This window comes from Oceanobacillus sp. M60, from assembly GCF_053839645.1.
In genome coordinates this window covers 102,802-119,030 of the sequence record NZ_JBSSNH010000006.1, presented here as the reverse complement: position 1 = coordinate 119,030, position 16,229 = coordinate 102,802, and the positions used below count along the sequence as shown (strand labels likewise).

At 38.2% G+C, this 16,229-nt stretch carries 18 protein-coding genes; 8 read left to right on the top strand and 10 right to left on the bottom strand.

All coding sequences use genetic code 11. The features are described from left to right. Both ACW0TQ_RS15510 and ACW0TQ_RS15505 read left to right on the top strand, forming a co-directional pair. Positions 1–426 carry a GNAT family N-acetyltransferase gene (locus tag ACW0TQ_RS15510; protein WP_042535412.1) on the top strand — a complete coding sequence of 142 codons (426 nt, stop codon included), beginning with the start codon at positions 1–3 and terminating at the stop codon, positions 424–426. Positions 427–537: 111 nt separating this feature from the next. Continuing rightward, on the top strand, positions 538–1,251 hold the full coding sequence (locus ACW0TQ_RS15505; RefSeq protein ID WP_042535414.1) for a YetF domain-containing protein: 714 nt from the start codon (positions 538–540) through the stop codon (positions 1,249–1,251). A 58-nt stretch (positions 1,252–1,309) separates the two neighbouring features. On the opposite strand, the gene ACW0TQ_RS15500 is transcribed toward ACW0TQ_RS15505, so the two are convergent. Then, the gene (locus tag ACW0TQ_RS15500; RefSeq protein WP_042535417.1) at positions 1,310–1,558 is read right to left on the bottom strand and encodes a hypothetical protein; all 249 of its coding nucleotides are present in this window, start codon (positions 1,556–1,558) and stop codon (positions 1,310–1,312) included. Positions 1,559–1,778: 220 nt separating this feature from the next. Between ACW0TQ_RS15500 and ACW0TQ_RS15495 the strand changes: the two genes are divergently transcribed. Further along, the gene (locus ACW0TQ_RS15495; protein ID WP_042535419.1) at positions 1,779–2,249 is read left to right on the top strand and encodes a CotY/CotZ family spore coat protein; all 471 of its coding nucleotides are present in this window, start codon (positions 1,779–1,781) and stop codon (positions 2,247–2,249) included. Between the two features lie 58 nt (positions 2,250–2,307). Here ACW0TQ_RS15495 and ACW0TQ_RS15490 read toward each other — a convergent pair whose 3' ends face one another. Both ACW0TQ_RS15490 and mgtE read right to left on the bottom strand, forming a co-directional pair. Next, positions 2,308–2,754: a CotO family spore coat protein gene (locus ACW0TQ_RS15490; protein WP_042535421.1), complete on the bottom strand. Its 447-nt coding sequence runs from the start codon at positions 2,752–2,754 to the stop codon at positions 2,308–2,310. 137 nt (positions 2,755–2,891) lie between these two features. Then, on the bottom strand, positions 2,892–4,271 hold the full coding sequence (mgtE, locus tag ACW0TQ_RS15485) for a magnesium transporter (protein WP_341173114.1): 1,380 nt from the start codon (positions 4,269–4,271) through the stop codon (positions 2,892–2,894). 979 nt (positions 4,272–5,250) lie between these two features. On the opposite strand from mgtE, the gene prpE reads away from it, so the two are divergent. Next, positions 5,251–6,000 (top strand): bis(5'-nucleosyl)-tetraphosphatase PrpE, encoded by a 750-nt coding sequence (prpE, locus tag ACW0TQ_RS15480; RefSeq protein ID WP_193064328.1) that lies wholly within the window; start codon positions 5,251–5,253, stop codon positions 5,998–6,000. Here the strand turns inward: prpE and ACW0TQ_RS15475 are convergent. The 3 genes from ACW0TQ_RS15475 to yjbM are packed head-to-tail and all read right to left on the bottom strand — an operon-like array spanning position 5,975 to position 8,331. Continuing rightward, positions 5,975–6,898 carry an RluA family pseudouridine synthase gene (locus tag ACW0TQ_RS15475; RefSeq protein WP_289585383.1) on the bottom strand — a complete coding sequence of 308 codons (924 nt, stop codon included), beginning with the start codon at positions 6,896–6,898 and terminating at the stop codon, positions 5,975–5,977. The two genes, prpE and ACW0TQ_RS15475, sit on opposite strands and share 26 nt — an antisense overlap. Beyond that, complete coding sequence (locus ACW0TQ_RS15470) at positions 6,899–7,702, bottom strand: NAD kinase (RefSeq protein WP_042535429.1); 804 nt, start codon at positions 7,700–7,702, stop codon at positions 6,899–6,901. A 20-nt stretch (positions 7,703–7,722) separates the two neighbouring features. Beyond that, positions 7,723–8,331, bottom strand: coding sequence for a GTP diphosphokinase (gene yjbM, locus ACW0TQ_RS15465; RefSeq protein WP_042535431.1), 609 nt, complete (start codon positions 8,329–8,331; stop codon positions 7,723–7,725). A 265-nt stretch (positions 8,332–8,596) separates the two neighbouring features. Here yjbM and ACW0TQ_RS15460 point away from each other — a divergent pair, with 265 nt between their 5' ends. The 4 genes from ACW0TQ_RS15460 (at position 8,597) to ACW0TQ_RS15445 (ending at position 11,404) form a co-directional block, all read left to right on the top strand. Further along, complete coding sequence (locus ACW0TQ_RS15460; RefSeq protein WP_042535433.1) at positions 8,597–9,166, top strand: CYTH domain-containing protein; 570 nt, start codon at positions 8,597–8,599, stop codon at positions 9,164–9,166. 143 nt (positions 9,167–9,309) lie between these two features. Next, a complete protein-coding gene (locus ACW0TQ_RS15455; RefSeq protein WP_042535435.1) occupies positions 9,310–9,699 on the top strand; it encodes a globin domain-containing protein in 390 nt (129 codons plus the stop codon). 15 nt (positions 9,700–9,714) lie between these two features. After that, positions 9,715–10,578 (top strand): ClpXP adapter SpxH family protein, encoded by an 864-nt coding sequence (locus tag ACW0TQ_RS15450; protein WP_042535437.1) that lies wholly within the window; start codon positions 9,715–9,717, stop codon positions 10,576–10,578. A 646-nt stretch (positions 10,579–11,224) separates the two neighbouring features. After that, entirely contained in the window at positions 11,225–11,404 is a 180-nt protein-coding gene (locus tag ACW0TQ_RS15445; RefSeq protein WP_139089162.1) for a hypothetical protein, read from the top strand. Between the two features lie 66 nt (positions 11,405–11,470). Here the strand turns inward: ACW0TQ_RS15445 and pepF are convergent, their stop codons facing one another. The 4 genes from pepF to spxA form a co-directional block, all read right to left on the bottom strand. Next, positions 11,471–13,282: an oligoendopeptidase F gene (gene pepF / locus ACW0TQ_RS15440; RefSeq protein ID WP_042535439.1), complete on the bottom strand. Its 1,812-nt coding sequence runs from the start codon at positions 13,280–13,282 to the stop codon at positions 11,471–11,473. Positions 13,283–13,379: 97 nt separating this feature from the next. Further along, positions 13,380–14,576 (bottom strand): competence protein CoiA family protein, encoded by a 1,197-nt coding sequence (locus ACW0TQ_RS15435; RefSeq protein ID WP_455725808.1) that lies wholly within the window; start codon positions 14,574–14,576, stop codon positions 13,380–13,382. Positions 14,577–14,756: 180 nt separating this feature from the next. After that, on the bottom strand, positions 14,757–15,449 hold the full coding sequence (gene mecA / locus ACW0TQ_RS15430; RefSeq protein ID WP_042535441.1) for an adaptor protein MecA: 693 nt from the start codon (positions 15,447–15,449) through the stop codon (positions 14,757–14,759). Between the two features lie 380 nt (positions 15,450–15,829). After that, positions 15,830–16,225 (bottom strand): transcriptional regulator SpxA, encoded by a 396-nt coding sequence (spxA, locus tag ACW0TQ_RS15425; protein WP_040979700.1) that lies wholly within the window; start codon positions 16,223–16,225, stop codon positions 15,830–15,832. Positions 16,226–16,229: the final 4 nt, after the last annotated feature.

Genomic DNA, 16,229 nt, shown 5'->3' with positions numbered 1-16,229 from the left:
ATGCTCGTAAAAACTGCAAGGACACCAGAAGAATTACAAGATGTGTATCACATTCGAAATGAGGTATTTGTAGATGAACAAAACGTGCCTTCTGAAGAAGAGATAGATGAATTCGATAAAACAGCAACGCATTTTATCGCCTATGATGAAGAAACTCCAGTTGCTGCCGCCCGCCTTCGATTCACGGAAGACGGTTATGGTAAATTAGAGCGCATCTGCGTGCTCAAATCACAACGCGGAAAGTCTATCGGCAAAAAAATAATGCAAAAAATGGAACAAGAAATAATACAACAGGATTTTCATAAAGCCAAATTAAACGCACAGACACATGCACAAAATTTTTACCAAAAGCTTGGCTATGAAGTGACATCTGGAGAATTTATGGATGCAGGCATTCCTCATGTCACCATGATAAAAAAATTATAAAGGTTTAAATAGAGGCTCTTATCTCTGGCAGATAAGGGTCTTTTTTAATACATTTTTTCTCTGCTTTTGTACACACTATAAAATACTGTGTACATTAAAGGAGCGTATGATATGTCTAGTTATATGAGTATGTTTACAGAAGTTATCTTTGGTTTTTTCGCATTATTTTTAATCACAAAATTATTAGGCAAAACACAGATTTCTCAGATTACCCCATTTGATTTTATTTCCGCATTGCTCTTGGGAGAATTAGTCGGGAATGCTTTATTTGACCCAAACGCCGGCATACCGGAAATAGCATTCGTCGTAGCTCTATATGCTATTCTCATGTATATTATCGAAATCGTATCACAAAAGTATAAGCGGACCAGACATCTGCTTGAAGGAAGTCCAACCATTATAATCCATCGCGGCAAACTTGTCCGGGATATGATGAAAAAAACCAAGCTGGATATTAATCAGCTGCAGCACCTTTTAAGAGAAAAAGATGTGTTCTCTATCAGTGAGGTAGAATTTGCAGTATTAGAAGCAAATGGAACGGTTTCTGTTCTGAAAAAAACGGATTATCAAACGCCTACACGCAAGGATCTAAAATTATCTCCCCAGGATGTTACCTTGCCTATCACGCTCATTAATGACGGGGAAATCATTCAAGATAATATGGAGGAGAAAAATCTTCCATTATCCTGGCTGGAGGAGTCTATCCATGAACAGGGGTATAAAGATGTTTCAGAAATTTTTTATGCAGAGTATATAAAAGGGAGTCCTCTATACATTGTACCCTTTTTTAATCGTAATCATAAAAAATATACAGATTATGATTGAGGCTGATCTTCTGCTTAATCATAAGGAAGCATTCCTGTTGGAAACAGGAATGCTTTTATTATACATATTTATTGATATGCCTTCCTCTCCCCGTGATGAGGGAAGAATCCAGCGGCAGGTCGATTGGTTTTTGAGGTTCAGGCCGATTGCGGTAATAGCGCTCATATGTCGCGCTTAGTTCCTGATGCTTTCTATCCAATTGAACCTTAAAAGCACTTTCTACTTGGTCCGCTTTTTTCTGGGTCGGCTGTACTCTTTGATGATAATCAGCATACTGTGAAGTCTGCACCGGAAGAATATATCCCATCCCCCGCACCTCCTTTGTATAGTCACCTTTATATACCCTTCCTCAAAAATTTGAAACCGCTTTTTTCTATATTATATACAGTTTCTTAATTTTTGTATAGTCAGAATTTTATTTTTATTGCAATAGCCATTCATCATAACCACACTCGCCCACACCAACACAAGGAAGACACATATCCTATAAGGAAAGAAAATTCAAATTGTGAAAGGAGCAATTTCTCATGGGTTGTGGAAAAAATTACGATACCGGAAGTTGTGTAGCAGATATTTTAAAAGACATTGTTGATGCTCAAAATGACATTGTAGAAAATTGCTGTGATACGAGCTGTGAACAATCAATCAACGATCTTTTATGTACAAATGAAGTAACGAATGATTTAGACACCGTACCTGTTATTCTATACTGCAAGGATTGCAAACCTTTTAAAGGGTTTGGCACCACGAAAAACCATCACAACAAGATGAATCCTATTTTATCAAGCTTTATTTTCAGGGTGAAAAAAGTAGATAAAAACAATTGTGCTATTCTTGAGTTATTACTCAGTGATGGAGAAAGCTGCGGTTTTGATCATATGAAGGATCCTACTGACCAAAACACCGAAGACCTGGAAGCAACAGGTATTTGTATCACAGTAGATTTAGATTGTTTCTGCCATGTTACTTGCTTACCAGCAATTAGAGCATTTCACTAAAATAGCAGCAAGAACCAAAAAGACACCATCCAGGTAATATATTCCTGGACGGTGTTTTTTAAAACCCTAATAACTGAATGCTTTCAATATCCTTAATTGCAATTTCCACCCTGTTTTTTCGGTTATTTAACTGTAAAAAAACAGTATCTTTTTCTGTTTCACGAATAATGCCCCGGTATTTTTTATTAGAAGCTGTCATTATTTCACACCTTATCGACGGAGCAAATTCAGAACGATTGGTTAAATAATTAATTTTTTCCGGAATCGTCATTTCCATAAACTTTTTCTTGCTCGATTGCTGTTCTTCTGACCGGGAGCTCTCGGCTGATGGTCTTTTTTTATCTTTTGGCTGTGTTTTATTCAAAGTCGGGACTTCGTTTGAATGGAGTTTCTTCTGTCTTCTATAGTCGCCAACATAATTTTCCTGCATCGGAGCTTGAGATGCTTTCAGTTGAGGCTGGCTGATGTAAAGTAAAGGAGCTTGCGCTTTATTTTTTTCTGTCATTGGTCATTACACCCCTTCTCGGCTTATCTTGTATAGTGTATGAACCTAGATTTTGTTTTGTGTCAAAAGCGCCATGTCTCTACATATGAAAAAGGATTGCCTCTAATTTGTGAGACAATCCTTTTTCAGTCATATAATCAAATTAAATAACTCATAAATGCAGTGGCCATTCCAAAATAAATCAATGTAGAAATAAGGTCATTAATCGTTGTAATAAATGGTCCTGATGCTACTGCTGGGTCAATATTCAAGCGATTCATCAGCATCGGGATAAGAGCCCCTGCTAATGTTGCTACAAGAAGGGAACCCATAATAGATAATCCTAAAAGTATGCCTAAATAAATACTTCCCTGCCATATAAAAATAATTGCTGCAAGGATTATTCCACAGAAGACCCCATTGATGAGTCCTGTTAATGCTTCTCTGCCCAAAAGCTTCCATTTTCCAGTATTCTCAAATTCTCCTGTTGCCATTCCTCGTACAGATACAGCAAGAGCCTGTGTCCCAGAATTACCTGCTGTCCCTCCAATTAAAGGGATAAAAGCAGCTAAAATCGCTACTTGCTCCAGGGTTTCTTCAAAGCTGGCAATCAATGTAGCAGTTAACATACCTAAAAATAACAGGATAACCAGCCAAGGAAGTCTTTTTCTTGCTGAACGAATTGCTGTATCGTCCTTAATATCCGTGTTGGACATTGCGGCTAATTTGGAGTAGTCCTCACTGGCCTCTTCTTCCATAACGTCTAAAATATCATCGACTGTGATAATACCTAGAAGATGATCTTGAAAGTCAACTACCGGAAGTGCAAGAAAATCATAATCCCTGAACATCTGTGCAACATCTTCCTGATCCTTTGCAACGGATACAGCGACAACTTTGGTACTCATGACTTCTTTAATCAATGTATCATGGTCCGCAATAATTAAATCTCTTATTGATAAGACACCGACTAAATGTTTATCATCATCGAGAACAAACAAGTAATAAATCGTCTCAGCGTCTGGAGCTTCTTTTTTTAACTGATTCATCGTCTCCGCAACCGTTTGATTTTCAAAGAGGACGACATATTCTGTTGTCATAATACTACCAGCGGTTTTTTCTTCATAATGAAGCAGCTGTTTAATATCGTTAGCAGATTCCTTATCCATGATTGTTAAATAACTGACCACTTTTTCTTTATCCAGCTCATTCAAAATATCGACTGCATCATCGACAGGCATTTCAGCAAAAATCATCGCAGCATATCTCGGATCCATCTCCTCAAAAAACTCAACGACATCATCCAAATCAATATTGATTAATATCTCTGACATTTCTTCAGGAGATAAATACGTGTATATCTGTGACCTTCTTTCTTCATCCTGCTGCTGGAAAAATACAGCCTGATCATATGGATGGTTTTCCAGAAACTCTGTCCGAAACTCCTCCATTTTTTCCATTTCCAATGCTTCTTGAACTTTATCAATATGTTCTTGAAACTGTTCTTTATATTGAACATCATATTGATCCTTTTTCATAGCAATTCCCCCTTTCTTTTCACTGATTTTCTTATTCTTACACATCCTTCCCTATTTTACAAGATGCGAAACAAATAGCAAGTCTTATAGCAGCAAACAAGAACTTTATCTCACTATATAAATTGAAGTAAGAAATTACACTTTATTTTTCTTATAAAAATGACGAAATAATGATTGAAAACAGTAACTAGCGACGGTTTTTGATGGGGCGAGTAATCGCAATGGTTTTCGGTGGGGCGAGTAACCGCAGTCCCTGTCCCGGAAGAAAAACACGGAGACTCCTGGTCGGCTAAGAACGGTCACGTCCTGTGACCAACGACCGACACTAGGACGTCCTGTCCGTCGTGGGAAAGCGCGGAGGGAAGACCCCGCAGAAAAAAAGCGAACTTCTTTTTTTCTACCCGCGGGGCATAAGTGCGACTTTGCTTCTGTCTGCGCCTGACGGCTTGCCAATCAGCAAGTCTTCTTTAAAGGAGATGAGCTCGGGGCCCACGGAAAGCGGAGTGTTTTTCTGGGGTTGCGATTACTCACCCCATGAAACCCGTTGTAGCGGTAGCTATTAATTTCAATTTATATAGATAATCAGCTTTTTCTTTGCTGGCTATACACTTAAAAAGGTTACGATGCTATTTATTTTCCTGAAGGCAACTTTTTTACCCAGCACTCACTTTATATGTGTTTTTTCTTGTTGTCAAGTAAATTTCCTTCAATATATTATTTTGTGTTAGGGAAACATTAACTTTTTCCAATTTGAAGTTCACGTGTACAGGAAGATTACTATATCTATTATTTTAATTTACATGCGTGTTCAAAAAAGCACGGAAAAAAATACGCTTCAAAAATGGAAAAAATCCAGTACATAATGGACCGGTAAAAAAGATTTCATTCACCATCACATACTTCAAAGAAAATTAAGTTATACTGTAAGATGAGCCTATATTTTAATGAAATGAACTTATATGTACAAGGAGGTTTGACGATGAAATTAGATATTATCGGCGATATACATGGATGCTTGGACGAGCTTTTAGACTTGCTGGACAAGCTGAAATATCATCAGAATAATGGCATCTATTCTCATCCTCACGGCAACAAAATCGTATTTATAGGAGACATCACAGACCGCGGACCAGATTCCATCGCTGTTATACGGCTGGTCTATCAGTTAGTTATGGAACAAAAAATAGCTTATTATGTCCCGGGAAATCATTGCAATAAATTATACCGTTTTTTTTTAGGAAACCGGGTACAGGAAAAGCATGGTTTAGAAACGACGGTTGCTGAATGGAAAAGCTTAAATGAATCTCAACAAATGGACATTCAGGAAAAGTTTATGACGCTTTATGAGAAAGCTCCTTTGTATTTACATTTTGAAGACATGAAATTAGTTGTTGCTCACGCAGGAATAAAGGAACATTTAATTGGACAGAAAGACGGGCACACAAAATCATTTGTCCTTTATGGAGATGTCACTGGCCAAACAGACCATCAGGGAAAACCAATCCGGCGGGACTGGGCAAAGCATTACCGGGGAGAGCCATGGATTGTTTACGGGCATACACCTGTTATAGAACCGCGTCAAATCAACCGGACAATCAATATAGATACAGGTTGTGTGTTCGGAAATAAACTGACTGCTTTTCAATTTCCCGAGCAGACAATCATTTCCGTGCCATCCAACCAATCCTTTCAGCCTGAGCGGTTTACAGATTTCCCGGATAATCCATAGACAAGCTTTTTTTACATGCAGCCATATCTGAGGAAAGCATACAGTGGAATTGCATTTTCTTATGTTCAAAAGGATTCTCCCATTCAATTGCTGTACAATGCAGCGCTTGACGCTCGAGGGCATCTGTGCTTCCTCCATACAGGTCATCACCCAGAAGAGGATGCCCCAAATGGCTGAAATGAACACGAATTTGATGCGTTCTCCCTGTTTCCAATTGAATTCGCAAAAGAGAGGCTCCAGAAAGTTTGGATACAGTCTGGTAATGTGTCGTTGCTTCCTTTCCATCCTCCCAGTTCACTTCACGTTCTATAATAGATGTTTTCTTGCGGGCGATTGGCGCATGTACCGTTCCGGCTGAAGGAGTCATTTCTCCAGTAATAATCGCTTCGTACGTACGATGGATTTGATTCTTTTTCTGCGCTTCGGATAACAGCGCATGCGCATACCGGTTTTTCGCAACTAAAACAAGACCAGACGTATCTCTGTCTAATCTTGTTACGATATGCACCGTTGCCGGATGATCTGATGCATTATAATAGGCCTGAATCCCGTTTGCTAATGAATCACGGCGGTCATTCATTGCTGGAAGACAAGCCTGACCAGCCGGTTTATTTAATACTAAATGATCTTCATCCTCATAAATAATTGCCAAATTCATTTCTGTTGCTTCAATACCGCCTGACACTTCATCAGGAAAAATGACGGTTAACGTATCATTTTTCCTGAGTGCTTCGGTTATATAGCTCTTCTTTTCGTTGATTAAAAATTTTCCGCCCTCTTGTTTCATAGCAGTCAGCAGTCTTCTTGAAAAGCCCTGCTTTTTCTGTAAAAATTCCTTTATCGTCAGCTGAGCACTATCCTCCGGAATTACCCAGCTTTTTTGTATCGCTGCAGTCACTTAATCCACCTCAGTAACAAAGGAATCCCGTACACGATGCCAGAAAGGAAATTGTCTAAATCGCGCAAAACGGATTTTTTCATTGGCCACACGGCATTGAATCGATTTTACTTCATGATAATTCTTTGTGAAATGATCAATCTGAATCAAGAAGGAATTATCCACCATCGGCTTTAGAAAGCATGTATGGTGCTTCGGTAAAACTAACGGCGAGCCAATCGTCCGGAAAACACGGTTATTAATCGATGCATTCTCCGTTATCTGAATAGCTTCCAGAGACGGGTGAATAATTGCTCCTCCAAGCGCTTTATTATATGCTGTACTGCCGGAAGGGGTCGATATACATATCCCATCCCCGCGGAATGTCTCAAAATGCTCCCCCTTCAACTCCACATCTAAGACAACAGATGAACCATCTGCCGTTTTGATCATCGCTTCATTTAACGCAAGATGCCTGTCTTCTTTTTTCCCTAATTCGTCCCGGATGATTACTTCCATTAATGGATATTCTACCGTTTGAAATGGCGTTCTCGCAATTTCAGTCAAGAGCTTATCCACTTCCTCCTGCGTCCAATCCGTGTAAAAACCTAAATGACCGGTGTGAATCCCGATAAACGCTGTTTCTTTCAGACGGTGATTATAGCGATGAAAAGCTTCTAAAAAGGTACCGTCGCCGCCAACTGAAATAGCCAAATCAGGCTCCTCCTTGTGATATTCCAGTCCAAAAGACTCCAAATATTGCCGCATCATGTTCTTTATTTTATTTGACCGCTTGTCTCCTCTAGAAACAATTTTAAACTTCATTACATTTTCCCATCCTTTGCCTATGATTTACGATGAAAAACACGCTGAGCTTCATGGATTTCACTTCTGATTTTAGACATTTCTTCATCCAGTTTAAATGCAGCCTCGGCAGCCTTCTGCAGACGCAGTTTAACCTCTGAAGGTAAATTCCCTTCATATTTATAATTTAAAGAATGTTCATTGGTCGCCCAAAAATTCATCGCAAGTGTACGTATTTGAACTTCAGCTATAACAATTATTCTTCCCGTCACCGTCTCCACGGGGTATTCAATAATCATATGATAAGATCTGTACCCGCTATCTTTTTTATGAAAAACATAATCTTTTTCTTCAATAATTTGAAAATCATTGCGTTTCCTGAGCATTTCGACGATGGGATAAATATCATCAACAAATTGACAAACAACTCTTATCCCTGCGATATCCTGTAAGGTGTCTAAATTCTCAAGAGGAATTTGCCGTTCACGCGCCTTTTCGATAATACTTGGTATTGGTTTTACTCTTCCTGTGACAAACTCAATCGGTGAATTGCTGGATTCTCTCTCATACTCAGCACGAATCCCTTTTAGCTTTACTTTTAATTCTTCCACTGCCTGTTTATATGGCGCTAACGTTTTTCCCCAGTCCATCGAACATCACCCTATATGTAAACTAATATTATTATTTTTATTTTATCACAGAGTAGCATTAGTACAAAGGAAAGAGGGACTTTTAAGGAAAACTCGGCAAACCGGGCCTTAAATAGGATGCTCTTAAACAACCTGCTGTCAGGAATCTCCACGCCAAAGTATCGGGTTTTTTCGAAAGCCATCTGCCCGCATAGTTATTTTTTGCAATGCTTCTTCATACAAGCCATAATAGAGATAATCTAATTTTAGAACTGGAGATTTATGTATGAGCCAAGAAGTAGAAATTGAATTTAAAAACCTGCTGACAACACAGGAATATAATCAACTGGCAGAAGCTTTATTTTCACAGGCAGAGACAATAGAGCAGACAAATTATTACTTTGAAACGCCCTCCTTTGATTTAAAAGGAAACCATTCTGCATTACGAATACGGAAAAAGAACGAAACATATACTTTAACATTAAAAGAACCGCATCCGGATGGATTATTGGAGACGCATGACAAGCTGTCAGAGGAAGCATTTCTATCATGGACTTCCGGCTCGCCGACAGAAGCTCCAAATGTATTAAAACAGCTGCAGGAAATGTCTGTCGACGTGTCATCGCTGACTTATTTAGGAAAAATGACCACCTTACGAAAAGAGAGACCTTATCAGGATACACTCATTGTTTTAGATAAAAGTATGTATTTAGATGCGGTGGACGCTGAGCTGGAATTAGAAGCAGCTTCAAGGGACCATGGAGAAAAAGTATTTAAAAGCTTACTTGGAAACTATGAAATACCTTTCCGGGAAACGCCCGCTAAAATAGCACGTTTTTTTAATCAAAAACAGTGAAACCCCCTGTAAAAAGCAGTTGTATTACAAATTGTTATTCTCCATTTGTAATAACAAATAGGAGATTAGCCTTCTGTTACGGTACAGATTATTTGATGAAGTGAATCTATATTGCTACAATACTAGTACAAGGAGCAAATGATATGAAACAAAATAATATAAAAACGGTATATAGCGGAATTGGCGGTTATGAAAAGATGGAGCAGATTGTGGAAACATTCTATGGATATGTAAAAGAAAATCCTGTCTTAATACCGCTTTTTCCGGATGATTTAACCGAAACAGCTCATAAACAGAAGTTATTTCTCACACAGTTTTTCGGCGGTCCGAGATTGTATGAAGAAGAACGCGGACATCCGATGTTAAGAAGAAGGCATCTTCCGTTTCCGATAACACCAAGTGCCCGAGATGCTTGGCTGGCCTGTATGAATCTTGCACTAGTAGAACACGAGGTAGAAGAACCTTATTATACGGAAATGATGGAACGAATGACCTTGACTGCAAATCATATGATGAATACCCCTGAATCTTAGAAAGGAGCATTCAAAATGAATGGAAATCAACAAGAACTGTCATCTTCTAATCAAATGGACCCTGCTTTTAACTACATGAAATATGTTCAAAAACCGATTGAAATGTATGTTTTTATTGATCCATTATGTTCTGAATGCTGGGCATTAGAGCCTTATCTAAAAAAGTTATATGTTGAATATGGCCGTTTTTTTACGATAAAGCATGTAATCAGCGGACAGCTGACCGCATTAAATTCAAATGGTTTAAATAAAAACAAACAAACAAAACAATCCAGTTTCACTCATTTCCCAAGCAATCATAAAGAGATTGATTACCCTTGGGTTCCAGCTCTCGCAATTAAAGCAGCGGAACTGCAAGGCAAAAAGGCCTCTAAACAATTTATTCGCAAAATACAGGAGACACTGTTTTTTGATAAACAGAATATCTGTAATGAGGATGTCTTATTAAGATGTGCCTCCGATGCAGCTTTAGATATCGAAGAATTTCAAAAGGATTTATTCTCAAATACTTCTAAGCGTGCACTGCAATGTGATTTACACCTTGCTTATGAGATGGAAGTAGATTATACACCTACCATTGTTTTATTTAACCAGGAAGTTGAAGATGAAGGTGTAAAGCTTTCTGGACTTCATCCGTATGATATTTATGAATTTGTGTTAAAAGAAATTTTACAGCGCACACCGATTCCGTCTGTAAAACCATCATTAATCGACTATCTGCAATTACAGAAAACAGTATGCACAAAGGAACTATCTGTTATTTATGACTGGTCCATTGATAAGACAGAAAAAGAGCTTAAAAAGCTGCAGTTTCAGCAAATCGTTGAGAGAGTGCCGGAAAAAAATGAATCCTGCTGGAAATACCTCGGCACGCTTTGAATCTATCATGATTAATGTCTGAGCTTCCTAGAAGTTAAGGCTTCCCGGCAGCCAAACGACCGATGCGTTAATACAAATTAGGAAATACACTTATTTTGAGCATGGTTATCAATTTATTTTATTTTGAACCTGATCCGATCAAAAAAAGACCGGATCAGGTTTTTTTGATAATAAAAAAGATACACGGGGCAGCGTGTATCTTTTTTTCCGTCTTTGTATAATTACAAAGGGGGGATGGGAGAAAGTTTCATGATCAAACAAAAGGGGTATTTGTTTGTAATCAACTTACAATTATATTCTAGCAAGTTCCTTTTCAGTTTTCAATAATTATGTGCATCTTTTCACAAAATATTCATTTCTGTTCTTTTCCGGCAGTCATTGTGTCATTTTTGTTGGACTTTTTGAACTTCCTATAATAACAAATGTTTAAAAAGTCTGATAAAAATGACCAAGAAGTTCAAGGCGACGAGATTTTTCCGAACGGAGCGTATGCTTTAAAATACGTGAGTAGCGGAAAAATCTCGTCAACGCAGAAATTCGCCGTGTCATTTTTATTGGACTTTTTGAACTTCTTCTTCTAGAAGAAATAACTCGGACATATAATGCAGTACAAACCAATTCCCCATCAAAGGAGGAGTCCAATCATATGCGGCGTAATTATTTTCCTTTCTTATTCATACTTTTAGTGATTATCGCCTTTTTCTTTAATTTATTAGGCTTTATGAACATGATACCTATGTATATAACGCTCCCCTTATTACTCGCATCCATTTATTGTATGCTGTCTTCCATTGCCTATCAGAAAACAAGAGGATACCGGCGCTGAAAATAGCATCTATTATATCTAAAACGGTCAGGAAACCGAGCTTCCTGACCGTTTTTATGATTCATTTTATTTTTCCAGCAATGCTTCCATCTCTGTCAATTTTTCTTCAAAAACATCCAGCGCATCTAAAATAGCTTGTTTCTGCGTCATATCCACGCCAGCTTTTTTCAATACATCAATAGGGTCCTCGCTGCTGCCGGATTGCAGGAAGCCTAAATAGCGGTCCACAGCGCCTTCTTCCCCATCTAAAATCTGCTTTGACAGCGCCGTTGCTGCAGAATAGCCTGTAGCATATTGATATACATAATAATTCATATAAAAGTGAGGAATTCGCGCCCATTCTAAGCCAATTTTTTCATCACTTACAACGTCTTCTCCATAATACTTTTTATTTAAATCATAATACACCTCTGTCAGCTTATCAGCAGTTAACGCCTCTCCATTTTGAGCCAGCACATGAATATCATGCTCGAATTCAGCAAACATGGTTTGGCGGAATACGGTTCCGCGGAAACCTTCTAAAAAGTGGTTTAATATATAAAGCTTTTCCTTTTCGTCATCCAGATGCTCTAATAAATAATCGTTTAATAGTGCTTCATTTGTAGTCGACGCCACTTCTGCTACAAAGATGGAATAGTTTCCATAACGGAACGGCTGATATTTTCTCGAATAATAGCTGTGCACAGAATGTCCCAATTCATGAGCCAGCGTAAAAGTATTATTCACATCATCCTGCCAGTTCAAAAGAATATATGGATTTGTTCCATATGTCCCTGACGAGTAGGCGCCGCTTCTTTTTCCTTTATTTTCTTCTACATCGATCCAGCGCTCGCTAAAGGCTTCCTCTAGAATACCGGCGTATTCTTTCCCTAATGGCTTTAAGCCTTCCAGGACGTATTTTTTAGCTTCTTCATACGTAACAGGCATTTTCACATCTTTTACGAGCGGTGTATATAAATCGTACATATGCAGTTCATCGACACCGAGAATTTTCTTTCTTAATTTGGCATAGCGATGCAATAAAGGTAATTTTTCATTCACTGCCTCAACTAAATTATCATATACCTCCTCAGGTATATGGTTATTATCTAGAGCAGCCTGACGTGCACTTTCATAATTCCGGACTTTCGCATTAAAATTATGTGATTTCACCTCTCCGCTTAATGTAGAGGCAAATGTATTTTTAAATGAACCGTACGTGTCATACATCGCATTAAAAGCTTGTTCGCGCACATTCCGGTCCGATGATTCCATAAATGTAGAGTATCTGCCGTGCGTCAGCTCAACTTCTTCCCCATCCGCATTTGTGATGGACGGGAAGGTTAAATCGGCATTATTCAGCATACCGAATGTTTGTGAAATGGCTCCGATCGGTTCATCTGCCTCTGCAAGCAATATCTCTTCCTTCTCGCTTAATATATGCGGACGGCTGTGATTTATATCATCTAATACTTTTTTATAAACCTGAAGTTCTTTGTTCTCTTCTATAAACTGCTTGAGCTTTTCTTCCGGTATTTCTAAAATCTCCGGTACAAGAAAGCTAAATTGGCTGGATGCAGTCGTCAGCAGATTTTCTGCCTGCGCATTTAACCCTTGGTAAAAGGAATTCGTCGTATCCTGGTCCGTGCGTAAATGACCATAAACATACAACTTACCTAGACGCTCTGACAGTTCATCCTGAACCTGTAATGCTTCTAATAACGTATCTGCGGAAGTCCCTAATTTCCCTTTATACGCTGCCAATTTTGAAATATCATTTTTTAAGCTTTGAAATTCTTCTTTCCATTGTTCATCCGTCTCAAAAATATCTTCTAAACGCCACGTAGACTCTTCTGGTATTTCATCACGCTTTGGTAATTGTTTTGCTGCTTTTGCCATACGATTATTGCCTCCCTTTTTACAATTCAACAGTACTTTCTGTTTCCAACAACTCTTCCGATGTAAATGTATTAAAGCCATACTGTTTTTATTCTTCTTATTTAGTATAACGAAATAAGGGCGAATCATGCTCGTATTTTGCTTTTTTTTCTGTAAAAAATGGATAAAAAAAGGACTGATCTCCCTGAGCTGCCTGCTCCAGCGAAGAATAACAAATAATTTCTTTCTTAGTCCGCAGAATGGAGGAGGATTGTATGTCTATATATCCGGCACGTTGGATTAACTGAAGGTAATAACTCAATGCATTGGAAAAATCGAAGGTGCCTTTGCCGTAGAAGGAATAAAGTATTTTCTTTACCCGGCCGATATCTGTCCGCTCCCCTGCTTTTAAATCAGCTAACCAAGTGACATACAGCTCTGTTTGCCACTTATAAAACGGAACAGGCACAGCAGCGTAATAAGGAATCGGTATAAAACAGATACTTGGAAGATGCTGAAACAGGTATCCTTTACTGTATAGCCACCTCCGCAGCTGATAGACAGATCCATAAGCTCCCTCCACTTTTATACGGAGACGTTGTACTTCTTTTAACCAGACCTCCGGAAACTTGCCGGGATTCTTTTCTTTGTGAAAGAGATGTTTAAAATGCAGCTTATGAAGCGGGTAGATAAACTGTTTAGCAAAAAGCTTAGAGGTTTGTAGAGGATGTAAATGATGAAGAACAGCCATTTCTGATAGAAACGGGTCGTAAAAAAACAATTGCGGATAATCCTTTTGCGGAGAAGAATGAATAAACGTATCTAAAAAATGATTTGTTTGAAAAGTGCAGGCTCCTTTCCGTTTTAAATATTTCGCTCCGAGAATCCACATGGATTCGATTCCGATTGATTTGTAGCCCTGAATCCTGCTTAAGATTTCTTTCCGCGGGATTCTTGAACATTGAAACTCAACTGCTATTTTCTTTTGGCCAATACAAATAAAAATATCAGCCCTTTGAGAAATTTCAGGAAAATATACTTCTAAATCTGCTCGCATATTAAATCGTGTCAGCCACTGAAATAATTGCAGCTTCCCTCTTGCATGATAAGCTCCTTCTCCTCCCGAAAAAAGACATGCTGTCTGAGGTAAATGGGAAAAATGGGGCACCACCCTTTCTCCCGACCGGATAATCACTCTTTCTTCACAGACAGGACAATAAAAGATATTTTTGTTCTCTTTCCAAATAGCAATCTCTCTTTGCGAATGACGAAATAGCAGAATAGACTCTCCCGTATTACTCATTGCTCGCTGCAAGCTTTATCACCCCCTATACATATATTATTTCGACAGCGTTTCTGCTTTTCCTGCTTTTTTCTGCTGCTGCATTTTTTCAAACAAATGACTGAATTTGAACACCGCTCCATTGTAACGGCAAAAAAAACATCAAAAAAACCTACAACAAATCGCAGCAAATGATTTCTTGTAGGTTTTATATCAGACATCCTTTGGAAAATAGGTACGAACCTGCTCAAATGCATTGTTTTCCATCAACCTCTTACCGTATTCTTCCAAAAGATGAATAGAAAGGGATGAATCTGATGCGTATTCCAGCACTTGGCTGATGACGTCTTCCTGACGATGTTCATCTAATACATCATAAGAAAATTCCATATATAAATAGTAGTTATCTTTATAGGAATATAACGTCTCTTCTCCAAAATCACTTACATCCTGCAGCTGGTGACTAAGCTGAATCAGATTCTCAAACTCATCAAATTCAACAATAATCCACAAATTCTCTTCCATCAGTTCGTCATTCTTTTCATCTTCGTCTTCTTTTTTATTGTCTCCAAACTTCTCTTCTAAAATATTGTCCAGCTGATCATCTACTGGTAAATCAATATTCCCATCCTCGGTTTCCAGCTCTAAATGTTCACCATTTTTAGAGACCTTCGCTTTCGTAACAACAATTTCAAGACCTTTTTCCATCGCTTGAACTTGTATCCAAAGCGGTCCTTCCGGATTGAAATCCTCACGATAGTTGACTTCATCCATCATCTGCCAGAACAATTGCTCACTTCTTTCCCGATTGTACCAGATTTCTTCTTTTTCAAAACCTAATTCCTCTATATCAACATAAGAAATATAAAATTTAATCGTATTTTCATTAATTCTTTCTATCTCCACAGTAAGCTCCCCCTTCTCATTAAGATAGAATCATCTCCTGCACCTTTATTCTAAACGGATACCTGAGCCGACAGCATATAATTAACGTCTCTATAATAGATGTACCCAAATCAATGTAATCCTAATCATAATCCTTATTTATCACATTGTATGCAAAAATGCAATCCACAAGAAATGAATACGCCCAGTTCCTGTCACTTTTCTGAAAAAACAGATGAGCATCCCTATTAAATACGAATATAGCTATACATTTTATTTAGTTAGTTATTTTAACGTATTTCACGTGTTTTGTCATTTATCAGAGCTTATTTGATTTTCACCATTTTTACCCATAAAGAAAGGCGCAGACATCATCTGCACCTTAACTGACTTATTTATTATTAATTAACCATTCGTTGTGCTTCACGTAATTGGAAGGTTCTAACGGTCCGCGGTAAGAAACGGCGAATCTCATCTTCGTTATAACCAACCTGCAGTCGTTTTTCATCTAAAATTATAGGGCGACGCAATAAACCAGGATTATCCTGTATTAAATTAAATAAATCTTTCATCGGCAGCTGGTCAATATTAACATTCAGCTTTTGAAAAACCTTCGATCTTGTAGAAATAATCTCATCTGTTCCATCCTCAGTCATACGCAATATTTCTTTAATCTCATCAAGAGATAAAGGTTCAGAAAAGATATTACGTTCTGTAAAAGGAATATTATGCTCTTCCAGCCATGCTTTTGCTTTTCTACATGAAGTACAGCTTGGTGAGGTATAAAGTGTTACCATAAAA